The following is a 17,894-nucleotide window of genomic DNA, read 5'->3' on the forward strand; positions in this document are numbered from 1 at the left end:
CCCACACACCCGAGAAGGCAGGGCGGTATGCACCATGACCACCGCTGGACGCTGACCCACGCGTCCGCGCTCCACGCCGCACAGCGCCCCGCCCATCAGGCAATCGTCTGCGAGGGCCGCCTGACCTCGTACGAACGGCTGCACCGCGAGAGCAACCGGGCCGCCCACGCCCTCCTCGCGGCCGGTGCGGCCACCGGCACCCGGGTCGCCTACCTCGGCCGCGAGTCGGAGCACTACTACCTCACCATCCTGGCCTGCGCCAAGGCGGGCGCGGTGCTGGTGCCGGTCAAGGCGGGCGCGGTGCTGGGCGGTCAACTGGCGGCTGACGTCCGGCGAGGTGGACCACATCCTGCGCGACTCCGGTGCCGAGATCCTCTTCGTCGACGAGGAGTTCAGGTCCACCGCGGACCGGGTGGCCGCAGGGCTCCCGAGCCTGCGCACCGTCGTACGCCTCGACGGCACGGACAGCGCGGGCGCTCCCGACCGGGGCGCCGGGCTGCGCGCCTGGTACGCGGGCCGTCCCGACACCGACACGGACCCGGGCACCGGCCCCGACGACGCACTGGTGCAGATCTACACCAGCGGCACCACCGGACTGCCCAAGGGCGTGGTGCTGGCCCACCGGACCGTCTTCACCCTGCCCGACGCGATACGGCGGACGGGGGCCGACAGCGACGACTGGGTCGACTGGCGCGCCGACGACATCAGCCTGATCTCGCTGCCGGGCTTCGGTATCGCGGGCATCGGCTGGTTCATGCATTCACGGTGGGGGCCACCAACGTCGTGATGCCCATGTTCATCCCGCAGGAGGCGGTACGCCTCATCGAGGAATGGGGCGTCACCATCACCTTCGTGGCGCCCGCCATGCTGCAGATGATGATGTCCGAGAGCGGCGTCGGACCCAAGACGTTCGCCTCACTGCGCAAGGTCGCCTACGGCGCGGCGCCGATCTCGCAGGGACTGCTCCAGCGCGGGCTGGAGATGTTCGGCTGCCAGTTCGCCCAGATCTACGCCAGTACGGAGACGGGCAGCGTCGCCGTCTGCCTGCCGCCCTCGGCCCACCGGCCAGGCAGCCCCCTGCTGCGGGCGGCCGGCAAGCCCTGCCCCGGCAACGAGATCAAGGTCATCGACCGGGACGGCCGCGAGCTGCCCCCGGGAGAGACCGGGCAGGTCTGCATCCGCACACCCGCGCACATGATCGGCTACTGGAACCTCCCGGAGGCCACCGCCAAGACCCTGGTGGACGGCTGGCTGCACATGGGCGACGCCGGATACCTGGACGAGGACGGCTACCTGTTCCTGCGCGACCGGATCAACGACACGATCATCGTCGCCGGCCAGAACATCTACCCGGCCGAGGTGGAGAAGGCACTGAGCGAACACCCCGCGGTGGCCGACGCCGCCGTGGTCGGTGTCCCGGACGCCCGTTGGGGCGAGGCGGTGCACGCCGCCGTCGTCCTGCACCCGGGCGCCTCGGCGGCCCCCCGGGCCCTGCTGCTCTTCCTGCGCGGCCGGCTCGCCGACTACAAGATCCCCATCGAGTACCACTTCCTGGATGCCATGCCGCGCAACCCGTCCGGCAAGATCCTCCGCCGGTCGGTCAGGGAACTGCTGCGGGAACCCGCGGCAGCCGTCTCCCCCTGAACTCCCGCTCCCGCGTCTCCTTCCCTTCCGTATCCGCCCTTCGATCCCGAACGGAGTCCCACATGGGCACCTCCGCAGGCTCCCCGCATATCGGCGTCCTGCTGCCGACCCGGGAACAGGCCATCAGCGCTACCTTCGCGGCGGCACCCCTGCTCGACTTCGCCCGCCGGGCCGAAGAGCTCGGGTTCGACTCCCTGTGGGCAGGCGACTCGCTCACCGCCCGGCCCCGCCTCGACCCGCTGGTCGTCCTGTCCGCGGCGGGCGCGGTAACCAGCCGGGTCACCCTCGGCACCGCCGCCCTGACCCCCGCCCTGCGCCACCCGCTCATCGGCGCCAACCTGATCGCGAGCCTCGACCACGTCTGCGCCTCCCGGCTGGTGCTCGGCCTCGGCTCGGGCTTCCCGATGCCGGAGACCGAAGCGGAGTTCGCCGCGGTCGGCGCCTCGTTCAAGGGCCGGGCCGGCCGGCTGGACGAGATCACCGCACTGTGGCGGCATGCCTGGCGCTCCGGCGAGCCGGGCGCACCCGCCGACTTCGCCGGACAGTACTGGCAGGCCGAGGGGCTGGACCGGCTTCCCCGGCCGCACCGCCCGGGCGGCCCGCCGCTGTGGCTGGCGGGCAGTGACACACCGCGGGTCATGGAGCGGGTGGCCCGGCACTACGACGGCTGGCTGCCGTTCCTGCCCAGCGCGGAGAGCTACGGCCGCGCGAGGCGGCGCATCGCCGAGCTGACGGCGTCGGCCGGCCGGCCGGCCGACGCCGTCACCCCGGCGCTCTACGCCACCATCACCGTCAACGAGAACAAGGACCGCGCGCGGGGCGAACTGGAGCACTACATCAAGCACTACTACGGGCGCTCGCTCGAACAGATGGCGGCGGTCCAGGCATACACCTGGGGCAGCGCCGAGGAGTGCGCGGACGCGCTCGCCGCGTACGTCAGGGAGGGCGCCCGCCACCTCGTCGTACGGATCGGATCATTCGACCCCGAGCCGCAGCTGAAGCAGATCGCCGATGTGCTGCTGCCCCGACTGAAGGAGACGCGCGCATGACCACCGCCACAGGTCAGGCCATGTCCACGGCCGGCCACTGGTTCCACCCCGTCGAGACGGCACCGGACGCCCGCCTCCGGCTGTTCCTGCTGCCGCACGCCGGCAGTGGAGCCATCATCTACCGGGACTGGGCCGACCTGCTCCCGCTGGACATCGGCCCGCAGGCGGTGACGCTGCCGGGCCGGCACAACCGGCGCGAGGAGACGGCCTACGACAACTGGGACTCGGTGCTCGACGCACTGTACGAAGCGGTCCTCGACGACCTCGACGAGCGGCCGTTCGCCTTCTTCGGGCACTGCCTCGGCGCCCAGCTGGCCTACCGGCTCACCACCCGGCTGCAGAGCGAGGGCGAACGCACACCGCTGATGGTAGGGATGTCCGGCTGGTCGCCGGTCGGCTTCTACCAGCCCACCGAGGAGCAGAGCCGGATGCCGGACGCCGACCTGCTGGAATGGATCAAAAGGCTGGGTTCGTTCCCCGCCGAGGTCTACGACAACCCCGAAATGCTCGCCCTGGTCGTCCCCGCCCTGCGCGCCGACCTCAAGGTGGCCGCCGAGTTCGAGGACGACGCAGTGACGGTGACCTGCCCGCTGGCCTCCTACGGCGGCAGGTCCGACCCCCTCCAGGAGGCACCGGACGCCATGTCCCACTGGGCCGGGCGCAGCCCCCGCTACCTGGGCCACAGCGAATTCCCCGGCGGTCACTTCTACATCGACCAGCACGCGCGGGCGGTGACCGCCGACATGGCCCGCCACCTGCAGCGCTGCGAGGCGGAACTGCCGCGCTGAGCCGCCGCGTACGCCCCCGCGCCGCGCGCGGCGCGGCGCGTACCGAAGGACACCGACGGAGAGGACGAGCCCATGACCACAGCCCCGCAGGAGCTGCCCGCACCGGACGAGCTGCTCGACCGGATGCCGTTCGCCCGCCGGCTCGGCATCGAGATGGACTCGGCGACACCCGGCGAGGTCGTCGGCCGGCTGGCATGGTCGCCCGGACTCTGCACCGACGCCGGTGTGCTGCACGGCGGTGCCCTGGTCGCCCTCGCCGACTCGGTCGCCGGCATCTGCGCCTACCTCAACCTCCCACCGGGAGCGGGCACGTCGACCATCGAACTCAAGACCAACTTCTTCACCGCGGTCCGCGGTGGCGACGTGGTGGCCGTGGCGCGCCCCTTGCACCTCGGCGGGTCGGTGACCGTCGTCCAGACCGGCCTGTACGCCGTCGGCGCCACCGGCGGCGCGCGGCGCCTGGTGGGACAGACCACCCAGACCCAGGCCGTGCTGCGCGCCCGCTGACCCGCCCTCGCGCGCGGGACGTACCGCTGACCTCCCTCCGTACCTCCGACCACCCCTCCAGGAGAACCGCATGCTCGACGCCCAGGAGAACGTACTCGACTGGCCCTTCGCCCGTACATGTCCCATGTCGCCGCCCTCGGAGCTCGCCGAACTGCGCGCGGAGCCGCCCCGCGCGGTACGGCTGCCGGCCGGCGCGGTGGAGGAGCGTCTGGCGTGGCTGGTGACCCGGCACGCGGACGTGAAGCAGGCACTGATGGACCCCCGGCTCAGCGCCGACGAGACGCTGCCGGGAGCCCCGGTCCGCATCCAGATACCGCCGGGCGAGCGCGCGAGCTCCTTCCTGCGCATGGACGATCCGGAACACCACAAGCTCAGGTCGCTGATCACCTCGGACTTCACCGCCCGCCGGGCCCGCTCGATGCAGCCCGAGATCCAGCAGCTGATCGACGACCTGCTCGACGGCCTGGAGGCACGGGAGCGGCCAGGGGACCTCTGCGACGCCTTCTCGACCCGGCTGCCGTCCTTCGTGATCGCCCGGCTCCTTGGCGTACCGGACGATCGCTCCGACTACTTCGTGGACGTCACCAAACGCACCCTGGCCCTGGGCGACCCGGAGAAATCGTACGCCGCCTACCTGGAGATGACCGCCTTCCTGCGGTCCCTGGCGGAGGCCAAGGCGCAGGAACCCGGTGACGACCTGATGAGCCGTCTCGCGGCCAAGCACCTGGCCAGCGGCGCCATCACCCTGGACGAACTCGTCGGCATCGCCCGCCTGGTCCTGGTCGCGGGGCACGAGACGACCACCAACCAGATCGCGCTCAGCACCCTGAGCCTCCTGCTCGACGACGGCCTGAGGGCCGAAGTACTGGCCGACGACGGGAAGCTGATCCCGGCGTTCATCGAGGAGTCGGTGCGCTTCTGGTCGATCTCCCAGGACGCCATCGTCCGGCTCGTCGTCGAGGACCTCGAACTGGGCGGAATACCGATGGCCGCGGGCGACGCCGTGGTGATCTCCATCCCCTCGGGCGACCACGACGAGAAGGTCTTCCCCGACCCTGAGCGGATCGATCTGCACCGGGACACCAGCGACCACCTTCAGTGGGGGTTGGGGCCGCACTACTGCCTGGGCGCGCCGCTGGCCCGGCTGGAGATCGAGCTAGCCATCAGGACGCTGTTCCGGCGCTTCCCGGACATCCGCCTGGCCTGCGACAAGACCGACATCCCGTTCCGTCAGGGGACCGTCTTCCACGGCCTGACCGGCCTGCCCGTCACCTGGTGACGCGCCGGACATCGAAGGAGCCCACCGCATGCCTCATGTGACCGCCGGGAACGGCACACAGCTGTACTACAACGACTGGGGCACCGGCCGGCCGGTTGTCTTCCTCAACACGGCCATGCTGGATTCCCGGATGTGGGAGTTCCAGGCCCCCTACCTGGCGGCCCGCGGCCTGCGCGCCATCACCTACGACCGGCGCGGCTTCGGCCGGTCCGACCGGCCCTGGGACGGCTACGGCTACGACACCCTCGCGGACGATGTCGCCGCCCTGCTCGACCACCTGGACCTGTACGACGTCACCCTCGTCGGCCACGCCATGGGCGGCGGTGAGGCGGTGCGCTACCTGTCCCGGCACGGGTCGGGCCGCGTGGCACGGCTCGCGCTGATCAGCTCGACGACGCCGTTCGTCATGCAAGCACCCGACAACCCGGACGGTATCGATTTCGCCGTCTTCGAGCAGATCGCCGACAGCATGACCAAGGACCGGGCCCGTTTCGTCGCCGAGGCCATCGTCCCGTTCTTCGCCGGGCCGCACACCGACCCCCAGGCGCTCCCGATCTCGTTCGAACTCGCGCAGTTGCTGACGCGCAGCGCGCTGGAGAGCTCACCGCGGGCCGCGGTGGAGGTCTACCGCACGCTGTTCACCGCCGACCTGCGGGAGGACGTGCGTGCCGTCGGCGTACCGACGCTGCTCATCCACGGAGCCGCCGACCTGGCGGCGCCCCTGGAGTTGTGCGGGCGGCCGAGCGCGGAGCTGATTCCCGGCAGCCGGCTGAGCGTGTACGAGGACGCGGCGCACGGCCTGTTCGCCACGCACGCGGACCGGCTGAACGAGGAACTGCTGGCCTTCACCAAGGAGTGACGCCCCAGGGCGCCCGGCGTCGCCGCGGCCGCACCCGCCCGACTGGCGGGTGCGGCCGTGGCGTCGCCCTGTGGTGGAACCCGTGCGCCGGGGCGGCGGTTCAGCGGTTCAGCTTGCGCAGCGCGGAGAGCTGGAGCACGGCGAACGCGGCCACCAGGACGCCCTGGAGGGGGATCCACACGGTGCCCACGGTGCTCTGGTCCAGCCAGCCGAACACGACGGCGGCGATACTGGCCACCGCCCACAGCAGGTTGACCTCGACGACCGCCTTGGTGCCCGCGCTGGACGGCGTCTGCCGGGACGCGAGGACCGCGACCAGCACGCCGTAGACGGTCAGGAAGGCGCCGATGCCGCGCAGGAATCCGGACGGCAGGTCGAGCAGCCGGCCCACGGGGCCGGCGGCGAACAGGTAGATCAGGCCGTTGGCACCGGTCACCACGGCATCCAGTCCGAGGAAGATCCGCAGGGGCTTCGCCGCTGCGTTCGCACCCGCGGTACGTGTCAGTCCGGTGTCCTGGTACGTCGTCATCATCTCTCCCACTCTCTGAGGGGGGGGTGGTCAGGGGAGGCGGAACAGGGGGTACCGGCGTCCGGGTCAGGACAGGCACCGCGCCCATGCCGACGCTGCCACACGCCTCTGACCCGACGCTGACCGCGCGTTCGCGCGGGCCCTCCCGCCGCCTGACGAGGGGGCCGGGCCGCCCGAGCGACCTGTCAGCTCACTGTCAGCGCGCCCTGGCAGACTCGTTGTTGTCGGAAGGGAGCAGCCGGGAGATCCGGTACCGCACCCCTCCCAGGAGAGGTACCCGAAGCGGCCCAACGGGGTCCGGGGTTCCTCCCGGTCGGGTCCTTGCGGCCCCCGCAGGTTCGAATCCTGCCCTCTCCGCCGGACGCCGGCCCGCCCTGTGCGGGCCGGCGCTTGTGCGTCCCGGCGCGTTCTCCGGCCCCATCACGCACGCCCGTGAGGCGTGCGTTCACGACAGGGCGTCCCCCGCCGCCGGGCACTCCTGGCGAGCCGTCCTCAGCAGCGCGTCCACCATGCCCTCGTCCAGCATCGTCCGGGCGGCGATGTCGGAGGCGTCCCCCAGGCCCATGTCGAACAGGGCCACGCTCACCGTGTAGCCGGGCGCCACCTGCCACGTGCCGAAACTCCACTCGTCACCGGAGCCGGGCGTACCGTCCGGCCGCAGGACCTGCATTCGCCGGGCGCCCGGAGCGAAACCGAACTCGGTGAACCTGAAACGCAGCCCCTGCCCGATCGCCTTGCTGTACGCCTCCTTCAGCGTCCACAGCCGGATCATCGCGGCGTTGCGCCACTCCTGTGCCATCTCCTCGAGCAGAGCGGTCTCGTACGGGGTGCAGATCTGCCGTACCACCGCGGTGCCGAGCAGCTGACGGCTGTCCAGTTCCGTGTCCACGCCGATGCAGCCGCGCCGGGTGAGGCCGGCCACCAGCATCTCCCCGGTGTGGCTGAGGCTGATGTCCACCTGGTCGCAGCCGCGCAGATACGGCCGGCCGCTCGGCTTGTAGGCCAGATCGATGCCGGCCGGCTCGGCTTCCAGTACGGCGCCCGCGGCATGCTTCAGCAGCAGCCGGGAGGCCAGGAAGCGGGAGCGGACGGCTTCGTTGCCCATCTCCTGGTACCGCGCCCAGTCCCGACCGAGCAGCGCGGCGTACGAGGGCACCTCGTGCTCGGCGGGCAGCCAGTCGGCGAGCCGCGCGATCAGCACCGCGCTGCCCCGCTCGCGCAGCGCCCGGCGCACCGTGTCCCACGGGCCGGACAGGCTCACCAGGATCGGCTCGCCCAGAGCGGCCGTCGCCGTCGGTGCGGGCAGCACCCCCGAGGCGTACAGGATGGCGGTCATTCGGCGTACTCCGGTACGGCCAGGCGAAGGTGGTCCACCAGAGAGCCGATCTGCGCCATGCCGTCCGCCAGGTCGGGCAGGGACAGAGCGCCCAGGGCCGGGCGCCGCTCGTGGAGCCGGTGCACCAGCTCCATCACCATCAGTGAGTCGAAGCCCAGGTCCTCGTAGAAGCGGGTGTGCGGATCGGCGGGCGGGCACCTGGTCTCCAGGGCGGCGACCACCTGATCCGCGATCTCGTCCAGCAGTGTTTCCGGCATGGTCTACTCCGTCATCGGACCGCGAGCGGGCTGTTGTAGAGGTCGAAGCTGCGGCTCTCCCGGTAGCGGCGCAGCAACTCCGTGAACACCTGGTCCTCGGGTTCCGCGGGGGCCGTGGGCGTCCCGGGACCGAGCCGGCGGCAGATCCTCAGCAGGGCCAGGACCAGCCAGCCGGTGCCGGCCAGGAAGTCGTCCGGCCCGCCCCGCTGGTGGCGCCACACGCCCAGGCAGGCGACGGCGGCCAGCACCAGCGTGTACCGGTCGGAGAGCGCGTACGTGTACGGATTGGCGAGCCCGTCGCGGTCCAGCGGTGCCAGGGCCGCGCAGGCGTCCCGCAGGCTCCGCAGCTCGGCGACCAGCTGGCGGACCAGGGGCCGCAGCAGGCCGGCGAACTCACCGCCCCCTCCCGGGCTCCCGATCTCCTCGGCCGCGGCGGTGAGTTCCGCGCAGAGCGGGTCACCGTCCGCGATGGTGCCCAGACGCCCGAAGTCGAGCGCCGGCAGGTCGTCCCGGAGCCGGAACATCGCACCACCCGGGGCGCCCTCGGCCCCCCACGAAAACCGGGCGAGCCGCGGAAGCTGGGGAATGATCGTCGAATGGCAGGCGGCGGACCCGGTGTGCCCCAGGCTGGACAGCGGCAGGTCACGCACATGCTTCTGGAAGATCCCGAACTCCCCGTCGCGGGCGTAGACACTGGAGCCGAGCAGTACCGAGAGTTCGTGCACGGCGTCGTTGAGCAGGACGGGCAGCAGGTACTTGGCGGCCGCCGCGTACATGCCGGTGGCCCCGACGGCGAGGCCGGCCGCCCGGGTGCTCACCAGCGCCAGGCTGTCGCAGGTCAGCAGGTCGGTGAAGGCTCCCGCCAGGGTGCGGCGTGCCTGCGGGTTGCGCTCCACGGGGCGCCCGCCCACACCTTGCGTACGGGCGAACCGCAGCGCCGTGCGCAGCGCTGTGTCGCCCCCGCCCAGCACCATCGAGGGCAGGACGCTCCGGCTGAGCGCGAAGGAGCGCAGGGCCAGTGCGACGCCGTTGCCCGGCTCGCCCAGCAGGCTCTCGGCGGGCAGGGGGCAGTCGGCGAACTCCAGGCCGGTGACCCGGCAGCCGCGCAACCCCACGGTGGGGTAGCGGGACAGGGCGTGGACCCGGCCGGCCGGCAGTGCCTGCCGGTCGAGCAGCAGGGTGGAGTGCGCCCGACTGCCGGCCTCGTCGGAGCTGCGGCAGAAGACCACGAGGCCCTGGGCGCGGTCACCGTTCATGATGACGCGCTTGGAGCCGTTGAGCAGCAGTCCGCCCGCGTGCCCCGCGGAGAGGGTGAACTCGTCGCGCAGGAAGGCGTTTCCGTGGGCCAGCTCCCGGTACGACACCGCCAGCCGGCCGCCCCGGAGCAGCAGATCGGCAGTCCACCGCTGCTGGTCGCCGGTGCCCGCGGCCCAGACCGAGACGCCCGCCAGTATGGAGACGGCACCGTACCCGATGCCGAGGGCGGGGTCGCGGCGGAAGACCGGACGCAGTACGCGGGCCAGGGCGTCGGCCCGGGTCAGCCGGCCGCCGAGGTGCGCGGGGACGAATTCGGCGTTCAGCCCGAACTCGTCGAGGAGGTGTTCGGCCTCGGGCTGCGGCCGGGCCTGTTCGTCGCTGGCGAGCACCGCTACGTGCCCCAGGGGGTTGGCCGGGTCCCAGGGATCGCCGAATCGTTCCTCCAGGTCGTCGGCGCGCCGCTGGATCGCGGCCTCTGAGCTGATGAACGCTGAGCCCGGGTGCGCTTCTCGCTCCTGTCCGGCGAACGCCGTCCACTGTGCCATCGCTCCGCCTTCCACCAGGCGGGCTGCCACCAGGCAGGCCGCCACCTGCCTACGAGCCTCTCCGCCGGGTCTGGAGAACCGCTCGATCCCGGGTGTCGGCCCAGAGACCGCCCGGACAGCCAAACCGTACGGTTTGTTCATCATCCTCACTTTCGTCAGTAACCAACCGCCTGATCAGTCAGGTCGGCGGCTCCGCTGCGGCCGATCCATGCAAACGAAAGCGGCAAAAAAGGCACTTTCTATGATCAAAAGAACCAGACACGCCCGGGGCATGTGACCGTTTCCCAAAATGAAAACAGCATGGTCGGTTTCATATTGACAAACCATTCACCCTGTTTTTTACTGTGGGTGTGCCGGGCATCGCCACCCGCGAACAACCTCCGGCCGTACGGGAAGCCCTTCGCATGCACGACTCGGGGAGACGGCATGGATATCGACGTACTGGGCTCGTTCGACGTCAGGGAGAACGGGGTCTCGATCGCCCCGACCGCACCGAAACCCCGGCAGGTGCTCGCCCTTCTTGCCCTGCACGCCGACCAGGTCGTCCCGGTGTCGCTGCTGACCGAGGAACTCTGGGGAGAACGGCCGCCGCGCAGCGCCCGCACCACACTCCAGACCTACGTGCTCCAGCTCCGCGAGATGATCTCCGCAGCCCTGCGGCACGATCCGGCGGACACACCGCCGCGCACCGCGAAGGACGTCCTGGTGACGCTGCCCCGCGGCTATCTGCTGGCCTCCTCGGGCGGTGTCTGCGACGTCGAGGAGTTCGAGCGGTTGGCCGGGTTGGGCTACCGGCTGATGGACGGCGGCGATTTCGCCGGTGCGGCCCGCCAGCTGCGTCTGGCACTGGACCTGTGGTCGGGGTCCGCCCTGGCCGATGTGCAGGTGGGCACGCAATTGGAGATGGAGTGCAGACGGCTGGAGGAGACCCGGCTCTGCGCGCTGGACCAGCGCATCGAAGCGGACCTGCGGCTGGGACGCCACCGTGAGCTGCTGGGCGAGCTGACGGTACTGGTGAGCCGGTACCGGACCCACGAGAACGTGCACGGTCAGTTCATGCTGGCGCTGCACCGCTCGGGTCGCCGCAGCGAAGCACTGGACGTCTACCAGCGGCTGCGCAGCGCGCTCGTGCGGGAGCTGGGCCTGGAACCTTCGGCCGGACTGCGCAGGCTCCAGCGCTCGATCCTGATGGCTGCCCCCGACCCCGCACTCGACACAGCCGAGAACAGCACCGGACGCCTGGTGCGTACGAGCTGACCCTCCGCCCGGCCCGCGTACCGGCCGCGCGGTCGCCAAGTTTCCCGGGCGGGAGAAACCGGCCCCGAGGCCGAAGCCGACGGTGTCGTACCCGATCCGGTGGGACCGGTGAGCGGCCGCCGGGGTCTGCCGAGCGGACCGGGGCAACGGTGTGTGCGCACCGTGCGGTCTTGCCTCGCGGATCTCTGCTTCCCACACTGCGGTCAGAAGACCTGAAGGGGGCGGGGATCATGGCGGCTGGGCGGCGGCGGAGGCGCTCGAAGCGTCAGAGGCGAAACGCGGTTCGTGGGTGGGCCGGCCTTGCGGCCGGGGTGTTCATCGTGGTGCTCGCGGCGAACTGGGGGAGCGTGTGGCCGTACCTCCTCGGTGCGCTGTGCGCGGCGGTTGTTGTCTTCACCGGGGGCTGGCTGTGGCGGGCCCACAGCAAGGCGAGAGCGGGGGAGCAGGCATGGCGGGACGGTGAGGAACGCAAGGCCCGCGAGCTGTCCATGGCGGCCGTCGATGCCCTGTCCTGGCAGGCGTTCGAGCAGTACATCGCCCAGTTGTGCCGCCGTGACGGCTGCACCCAGGTCGTGGTGAGCGGGAAAAAGGGCGATCTCGGCGCGGACGTCGTGGGCTACCTCAGTGACGGCAGACGCCTGGTGGTGCAGTGCAAGCACTACGCGCCGCACCGGTCGGTGCCCTCGCAGGACATGCAGAAGTTCGTCGGTACCGCCAAGCTCGAGCACCGGGCGGACGTGGCACTGTTCGTCGCGACCTGCGGTGCGTTCACGCGGGACGCGCTCGGCCTGGCGCTGCGGCACGACATCTTCGCCATGCACCGCGACCTGCTCGGTGCATGGGTCAAAGGGGCCACCTTGGAGTCGCTGCTGCCGCTGAACGGCGCCGGGGGCGGCGCTGGTCGCCGCTCCCGGAAAACCTGATTCGCCCGCTTCCGCTCCTGGCCCGGACGCACCCGCAGCTGTGCGAACCCTGCAAGGACCACCGATCGAGACCGAACGTCGCCAGGCCGAAGACGCTAAGAGGAAGCGGCAGGAAGAGGACGCCGAAGCCGAGCGGAAGGCCGGCGAATTCCTGTCCCGCCTCCGCTCCTGACCCGGGCGGGGCAAGCTCACCGACAGGCAGACTTGCCCGGCTTCCCGGGCTGGGTCATTGTGGGGCAGGGTCCTGAGCCATGAACTCCAACTCGCCGGGCGATGCACGGAACAACAAGAAGGTGCCGTGCTGCGAGCGCCACGACGCCTTCCTCACCCCGCAGGAGCGGGCCGAGTTTGCCGCGCGGGTTCCGGTCGGCCATGAGGCTCAGTTGACGTTCCTTCTTGCCCACTACGACGGCAACGTCTCGGTAGTGGCTGCGCTCTTGGATACGCGCGCCGGTGCGGTGCGCCGTCGTGCCCGGGCTGGCGGCTGCCGCTCGGGGCACGGCAGCGCTGGTTTCTGAGCCGTCGTGTCATGGATCTGGTGTGCCCGCGGTGTCTGGCCGAGCGGGCGGCGCAGGAGGCGCGTGAGGCGGAGCGGGATGCCCGGCGCGCGGCGCGGCGGGGTCTGCGTGAGCGGGGCCGGCCGGAGTACTGAACCGCAGGAGGCGGCGGGAGGCGGAGCGTCCTGGGGTACGCACACCGGAAAAGCCTGAGCACATTCTTGAGTGCAATTAGCTAATTTTTATGCGCATATTGCATCACTTGAGGTAGGGTGAGGGTATGGGATTGAGTCTGGAAGAGTCGTTGCGGCTGACGGTGGCCGCGTTGATGCAGGCGACGGGGGAGTCGCAGCGCTCCGTTGCGGAGGTGCTGGGACTGACCCAGACGCAGGTCTCACGCCGGCAGTCGGGCGCCATCTCGTGGAGCCTGCGCGACGTCGACGTCCTGGCCGAGCACTACGGCATCGGCGCGCCGGACCTGTTGTCCGGGCCGACCCGGGCATGCGAGGCGCTGCCCACCGACCGGCGCCGCAGCGCCAAAGCCGAGACGAAGGGAGCAGGCCGGTGAGTGACTTCGACGCGATCGATTCGCTGCTCGCCTCCGTCGGCCCGCAGGCCGAACTCCCGGCCCACCAGGTGCGCCGCGAGCTGCGGGAACAAGCCGGGCTGTCCAAGGCACAGGTGGCCCGCGCGCTCGGGGTGAGCCCGTCCACGGTCAGCGGGTGGGAGAGTGCCCGGGACCCGGTCGGCGAGATCCGTACCAAGTACGCGTATCTGCTGGACGCTCTGAGCGCCAAGCTCCCCACCGAGACCGAGACCGAGACCGAGACCGAGACCGCAGCGGCGCCGGCTGCCGAGCAGCCCGGCACCGCTGCGGCGCCCGGCGCCTCTTCGTCTTCGCCGGAGACCGGCCAGGGCATCGACGAGGTGGAAGTGCTCGCCGCGCCACAGCCGTGCGTGCTGTGCGGCGGCCCGGCCGGGCAGCGGGTGGCGGGGTTCGTCCAGCACCTGGATGTGGCCGACTGCCGGCCCGCCACCGGGGCCGGGACCCCGCCGGCTGCGTCCTCCCCCGGCGGTGTGCGTTCTCGTTCATGGTGAATCTGTGTTATTGGCCTGACCTGTGTAGATGCAGGTAGCTGAGAGACGCTGAGGCGGACGTTCAATAGCGCTTGACCTGCAAGGCGGCAACTTGGTTGAGAAGGCTGCATCTAGAGTGAGAATCCCTGGGCTTGGCGGAGGTTGATCCGGACTGGCTGCGCTCGGAGGTGTCCGCGGCGGCCGGCGGGCGGCGCGGACTGAGCGCTCGCGGGGAGGGCGGGAGTTCGTGCGCAGGGCGCGGGAAGCGGGCTGGGGGCAGGGCCGCCGGGCCCGGAGCCGCGGGGGCTCCGGGATCCGAGTTGGAAGCGTGCGCAAGGGCCTCCGTCTGCTGTCGGGCTGGCGGCGGGCGGAGACCCGAAGGCCGGGGTGGGGGATCAGTTGGCGCCGGGGTGCGTTACTTCGCCGGGCCGGGCATGCACCAGGATTCCGAGCTTGCTCTGGCCGCCGCACTCGCTGCAGCGGCGGATGTCCCAGTCGTCGGTGAACCGGATGTGGATCAGCTCCGCGCCGGTCGCGCAGCAGGTGGAGCAGGTGCCGGTGCGGTGAAGTCGTGCTGGGGTCAGGCAAGTTGACTACTTCTGAACTTGTTGCGAAGTTACATGTTTGGGTGGTAACTTGGCAACAAGTTGAAGAGTTCAGGTTCTGGGAGGTGGACGGGTGTTGCAGATCCAGATCGGCCCCGAGCGCGAGGCGGACCCCGATGACATGCTCGGGCGGTCGACCATCGGATGGCGCCCCGGCATGAGTGAGGACAAAGTCTGGGAGGTCGGTCGCGGCATCTGGAAGTTCAACGCCGACCGTGCTCTCGCCCAGGACGAGGTGCAGATCATCAACACCGGGGGCACTGTCCTCGCCGTCGCGACGATCACCGGGATCTCCAAACACGGCGACCGCTACGCCCTCCAGGGGGAGTTGCTGCGCGGCGACGACCGTGTCGGCCGCGCCACCAAGAGCCCGCACCTGTCCCGCAACCCCGTCACCTACATCTGAAGGGAGCTTCCCGGTGAGTGACTTCGACGCGATCGACTCGCTCCTCGCCTCCGTCGGCCCGCAGACCGACCTCCCGGACCCCGAGGCCCGCCGCGCCTTGCGCGAGCAGGCTCAGCTGTCCAAGGCGCAGGTGGCCCGCGCCCTCGGGGTGAGCCCGTCCACGGTCAGCGCCTGGGAAGCCGGCCGGGATCCGGTCGGCGAGGTGCGCGTCAAGTACGCCTACCTCCTGGACGGGTTGAGCGCCAAGCTCGCCACCGACACCACGCCCGAAACCGAGCCGGCGGTGGAGTCCACTGCGGCCGAGCCCGCTTCCTCCGAGCCCGAGGGCGGGGACGAAGTCGAGGTACTCACTGCGCCGGAGCCGTGTGTGCTGTGCGGGCGTCCGGCCGGACAGCGGGTGGAGGGCTTCGCCCAGCACCTGGACCCGGCCGGATGCCAGGACAGCACAGTCGAGGCGCAGCCAGCCCCGGTCGCCGACCGGCCCGCCCCGGCCTCGAAGCCGTCGGAGCGTGCCAAGGGCCCGGCCCGCCGGGCATTCCAGGAGCCGTCAGGCCCGGTGGGCTTGATCCATGCGGCGGTTGAGGGAGCGCTCGCCGAGCACCAGGGCGACGTGGAAGCGGCCACCGCGGCGCTGTTGAAGAAGGCGATCCCGGACACGATGCGCTTGCTGGACGAGACCCGCAAGGGCGCCCGGTACGACGTGATCGCCCACCCCGGGATTCCCGACATCCTGAAGAAGCAGACCTCCCGGGGCGCGGACCAGATCTGGGAGGCCCGCCCCAAGTGGACCCGCGCCGAACTGCCGCCCGGCGTTCATGAGGTGACGGCACTGGACATCAACGGCGCCTATCTGTCCGCCCTCAAGACTCATCTGCCGCTCGGGCAGCTCGAGCACACCACCGGCATGCCGCACGACCGCCGCCGCGCCGGAGTCCACCTGATCACCCCACCCGCCTGGGAGTACGACGCCGTGCTGCCCAACCCGATCGGCGAGCGCGACGAACCCGGACCCCTATGGGTCACCGAACCCACCCTGCGTCTCCTGCTGCGCCTGTCCAGCCCGAAGTACGGGCTGTGCGCGGCGCCGGAAGTCCACGAGTCCTACACTTCGGGGGCGACGGAGAACCTGCTGGAGAAGTTCCGCATCACGCTCAAGGACGCCCGCGACACCGCCATCGCCGACGGTGACGCGGTCACCCTGGAGTACGTGAAGGCGATGTACTCGAAGTTCGTCTCCACCATGGGGGAGTCGAACTACAACCGGGAGCTGTATCGGCCGGACTGGATGCATATCATCCGCTCCCAGGCCTTCGCCAACCTCTGGATGAAGGCGCTCAAAGCCCACGACGAAGGACTCGCCGTCGTCCGCGCGATGGGCACCGACGAACTCCACGTCATCGGCGACTGGCGCCGTGTCTTTCCCGAAGGCCGTGGGGTTACCGAGGTCAAGGTCAAAGACCTCTACACCGCGGGCACCGACACCATGGGGGAGGAGCAGTAGATGCCGGAGAGGAACAGTGACTTCGGAAGGTTCGGCGCGAGCGGCGTCAGGGGAAGCGAACTCGTCGGGCGGAAGCTCGACGACCTCGCCGGCGGCATCGCCACCCCCGTCACCGCGAAGCGCGGTCTGATGGCGCGCCTGAACTATCTGACGAGGTCCGACCACGCCCGTCAGGCCGCCAGGGATGCCGGGCTGACGGTGACCGACCGCACGCTGAAGGCGTGGCTGGAGGGCAAGCGCCACCCCTCGGCGAAGAACCTGAAGAAGATCGACGACGCCTACCGGGTGGTGCGCCGGCAGAACGTGGCCCGGCACCTGCTCAAGCGCCTCAACGCGAACGGCGGCACCAGGGTGGAGATCCACCCCCTCAACCAGTCCGGCGTCGCCCGCCCGCTGCAGCGCGACGTCCCCTTCCGGCACATGAACGTGCGCCGCTGGGACCGGATCGTCGGCGCGTGGGCGGCCGGTGACCACCACGGCTTGGACGCGGCCTGGACCGACGACATCCTGCCTGATCTGGGATCCCAGTACGGAGCGTACGAGTACTGCACCAACGTCGGCTTCGCTGCATAGCCCCTGGCCGGAGGTGGTCTGCGGACCTCGCGGGATGGCGTACGGTTGGCTTCACCGACGCGGGGTGGAGCAGCTCGGTAGCTCGCTGGGCTCATAACCCAGAGGTCGCAGGTTCAAATCCTGTCCCCGCTACTGCCGAGCAGGGTCCGGATCCATTCGAGGATCTGGCCCCTGTCGCATTTCAGGGGCGCCCGCCAGCTGCGGGCCCGCTGGGCTACGTGTGCGAGTGCCCGGCACGGCGTGCGAGCGGCCCGCGTACTCGTCGGTGGTGAGAGCCCGGCATCCGCGCTCTGCGTCACCACGCCTCGTCCATCGTGCCTGCCGCGGGCAGATCGAGGTATCGGGCTGCGTCACCCCGCAACTCTGCGCCGCGACACGGTGATTGACGGAGTAAAAGCCGGCGCTTGGTTGCAGCGCCAGCTCACCACCTGGAGCACCCTCGACGACGGCCAACGCCACCTCCTGGCCCGCCTCGGCCTCACCCCAGACCACATCACCCTGTCGACGAAGAAGACCACCGTCCCCGCCACACTCAGCACTCCCCAGACCAGAAAACGCCGCTCCTTCGAACAAACAGCCACACTGCTGCGCGCCTTCATGGAACGGCATGGCCGTCCTCCCGGCGCCCGGGAGGGGATCGAGGTCGACGGGGAACGCGTCATGATCGGACCCTGGCTCTGCAAGGTCCGCACCGGCCAGAAGAACGGGCAACTCTCCAAAAATAGAAGCCAGTTGATCCAGAGCATCCTCCGCGAAGCCGGCGCTGCCCCCGCCGAAGAGGAGCGCCCCGAAATCTCAGATATCTCGTAACTTTTTTGCTCATGATTTCCGCTAAGGAAGCATCCTGGAAGTGCTACCGTGGAGACCCGATGGGGAAGCCGTCAGGATCCGGAAGGTCCACCCATCGACACAAGAGCGGCTCGGAACCTTGAGACTCAGCAGGCCCGAGATTGAGAAGATCCCAAGCGCCGCCACACCCCTACAGCCAGCCCTAGGAGTTCGCGG

Annotated in this window: 18 protein-coding genes, 2 tRNA genes and 1 pseudogene; 17 read left to right on the top strand and 4 right to left on the bottom strand. The window is 70.5% G+C overall.

Annotated features, from left to right (window positions below; all coding sequences use genetic code 11):
* Window positions 1-27: 27 nt before the first annotated feature.
* The 6 genes and pseudogenes from ACU6WZ_RS29175 (at window position 28) to ACU6WZ_RS29200 (ending at window position 6,126) form a co-directional block, all read left to right on the top strand.
* A pseudogene (locus ACU6WZ_RS29175) lies at window positions 28-1,644 on the top strand (long-chain-fatty-acid--CoA ligase).
* A 62-nt stretch (window positions 1,645-1,706) separates the two neighbouring features.
* Window positions 1,707-2,693 (top strand): LLM class flavin-dependent oxidoreductase, encoded by a 987-nt coding sequence (locus ACU6WZ_RS29180; RefSeq protein ID WP_447034548.1) that lies wholly within the window; start codon window positions 1,707-1,709, stop codon window positions 2,691-2,693.
* Window positions 2,690-3,481 carry a thioesterase II family protein gene (locus ACU6WZ_RS29185; protein ID WP_447034550.1) on the top strand — a complete coding sequence of 264 codons (792 nt, stop codon included), beginning with the start codon at window positions 2,690-2,692 and terminating at the stop codon, window positions 3,479-3,481. The genes ACU6WZ_RS29180 and ACU6WZ_RS29185 overlap by 4 nt, the downstream gene beginning before the upstream one ends.
* Before the next feature lie 72 nt (window positions 3,482-3,553).
* Complete coding sequence (locus ACU6WZ_RS29190; protein ID WP_447034551.1) at window positions 3,554-3,988, top strand: PaaI family thioesterase; 435 nt, start codon at window positions 3,554-3,556, stop codon at window positions 3,986-3,988.
* A 70-nt stretch (window positions 3,989-4,058) separates the two neighbouring features.
* Window positions 4,059-5,267, top strand: coding sequence for a cytochrome P450 (locus tag ACU6WZ_RS29195; RefSeq protein WP_447034553.1), 1,209 nt, complete (start codon window positions 4,059-4,061; stop codon window positions 5,265-5,267).
* 28 nt (window positions 5,268-5,295) lie between these two features.
* On the top strand, window positions 5,296-6,126 hold the full coding sequence (locus tag ACU6WZ_RS29200; protein ID WP_447034554.1) for an alpha/beta fold hydrolase: 831 nt from the start codon (window positions 5,296-5,298) through the stop codon (window positions 6,124-6,126).
* A gap of 100 nt (window positions 6,127-6,226) precedes the next feature.
* On the opposite strand, the gene ACU6WZ_RS29205 is transcribed toward ACU6WZ_RS29200, so the two are convergent.
* Window positions 6,227-6,655: a hypothetical protein gene (locus ACU6WZ_RS29205; protein WP_447034573.1), complete on the bottom strand. Its 429-nt coding sequence runs from the start codon at window positions 6,653-6,655 to the stop codon at window positions 6,227-6,229.
* A 267-nt stretch (window positions 6,656-6,922) separates the two neighbouring features.
* On the opposite strand from ACU6WZ_RS29205, the gene ACU6WZ_RS29210 reads away from it, so the two are divergent.
* Window positions 6,923-7,012, top strand: a tRNA-OTHER gene (locus ACU6WZ_RS29210).
* Between the two features lie 88 nt (window positions 7,013-7,100).
* Here the strand turns inward: ACU6WZ_RS29210 and ACU6WZ_RS29215 are convergent.
* The 3 genes from ACU6WZ_RS29215 to ACU6WZ_RS29225 are packed head-to-tail and all read right to left on the bottom strand — an operon-like array spanning window position 7,101 to window position 10,050.
* Window positions 7,101-7,991, bottom strand: coding sequence for a 4'-phosphopantetheinyl transferase family protein (locus ACU6WZ_RS29215; protein ID WP_447034556.1), 891 nt, complete (start codon window positions 7,989-7,991; stop codon window positions 7,101-7,103).
* Window positions 7,988-8,248 (bottom strand): acyl carrier protein, encoded by a 261-nt coding sequence (locus ACU6WZ_RS29220; RefSeq protein WP_447034558.1) that lies wholly within the window; start codon window positions 8,246-8,248, stop codon window positions 7,988-7,990. Before ACU6WZ_RS29220 ends, ACU6WZ_RS29215 begins: the two co-directional genes overlap by 4 nt.
* An 11-nt stretch (window positions 8,249-8,259) precedes the next feature.
* Window positions 8,260-10,050 (bottom strand): acyl-CoA dehydrogenase family protein, encoded by a 1,791-nt coding sequence (locus tag ACU6WZ_RS29225; protein WP_447034559.1) that lies wholly within the window; start codon window positions 10,048-10,050, stop codon window positions 8,260-8,262.
* Window positions 10,051-10,476: 426 nt separating this feature from the next.
* Here ACU6WZ_RS29225 and ACU6WZ_RS29230 point away from each other — a divergent pair, with 426 nt between their 5' ends.
* From ACU6WZ_RS29230 to ACU6WZ_RS29275, 10 genes are all read left to right on the top strand, one after another.
* Complete coding sequence (locus tag ACU6WZ_RS29230; protein WP_447034560.1) at window positions 10,477-11,307, top strand: AfsR/SARP family transcriptional regulator; 831 nt, start codon at window positions 10,477-10,479, stop codon at window positions 11,305-11,307.
* Window positions 11,308-11,630: 323 nt separating this feature from the next.
* Window positions 11,631-12,230, top strand: a complete 600-nt coding sequence (locus ACU6WZ_RS29235; protein ID WP_447034574.1) for a restriction endonuclease — start codon at window positions 11,631-11,633, stop codon at window positions 12,228-12,230.
* 251 nt (window positions 12,231-12,481) lie between these two features.
* Window positions 12,482-12,748, top strand: a complete 267-nt coding sequence (locus ACU6WZ_RS29240) for a hypothetical protein (RefSeq protein WP_447034562.1) — start codon at window positions 12,482-12,484, stop codon at window positions 12,746-12,748.
* 259 nt (window positions 12,749-13,007) lie between these two features.
* Window positions 13,008-13,295: a helix-turn-helix domain-containing protein gene (locus ACU6WZ_RS29245; protein ID WP_447034563.1), complete on the top strand. Its 288-nt coding sequence runs from the start codon at window positions 13,008-13,010 to the stop codon at window positions 13,293-13,295.
* Window positions 13,292-13,825: a helix-turn-helix domain-containing protein gene (locus tag ACU6WZ_RS29250; RefSeq protein ID WP_447034565.1), complete on the top strand. Its 534-nt coding sequence runs from the start codon at window positions 13,292-13,294 to the stop codon at window positions 13,823-13,825. Before ACU6WZ_RS29245 ends, ACU6WZ_RS29250 begins: the two co-directional genes overlap by 4 nt.
* 657 nt (window positions 13,826-14,482) lie before the next feature.
* A complete protein-coding gene (locus tag ACU6WZ_RS29255; RefSeq protein WP_447034566.1) occupies window positions 14,483-14,815 on the top strand; it encodes a hypothetical protein in 333 nt (110 codons plus the stop codon).
* Between the two features lie 13 nt (window positions 14,816-14,828).
* Window positions 14,829-16,316, top strand: a complete 1,488-nt coding sequence (locus ACU6WZ_RS29260) for a helix-turn-helix domain-containing protein (protein WP_447034567.1) — start codon at window positions 14,829-14,831, stop codon at window positions 16,314-16,316.
* Window positions 16,317-16,889 carry a helix-turn-helix domain-containing protein gene (locus tag ACU6WZ_RS29265; protein WP_447034569.1) on the top strand — a complete coding sequence of 191 codons (573 nt, stop codon included), beginning with the start codon at window positions 16,317-16,319 and terminating at the stop codon, window positions 16,887-16,889.
* 58 nt (window positions 16,890-16,947) lie between these two features.
* Window positions 16,948-17,021 (top strand) — tRNA-Met (locus ACU6WZ_RS29270).
* 246 nt (window positions 17,022-17,267) lie between these two features.
* The gene (locus ACU6WZ_RS29275) at window positions 17,268-17,699 is read left to right on the top strand and encodes a hypothetical protein (protein WP_447034571.1); all 432 of its coding nucleotides are present in this window, start codon (window positions 17,268-17,270) and stop codon (window positions 17,697-17,699) included.
* Window positions 17,700-17,894: the final 195 nt, after the last annotated feature.

The organism is Streptomyces hypolithicus (genome assembly GCF_052934925.1).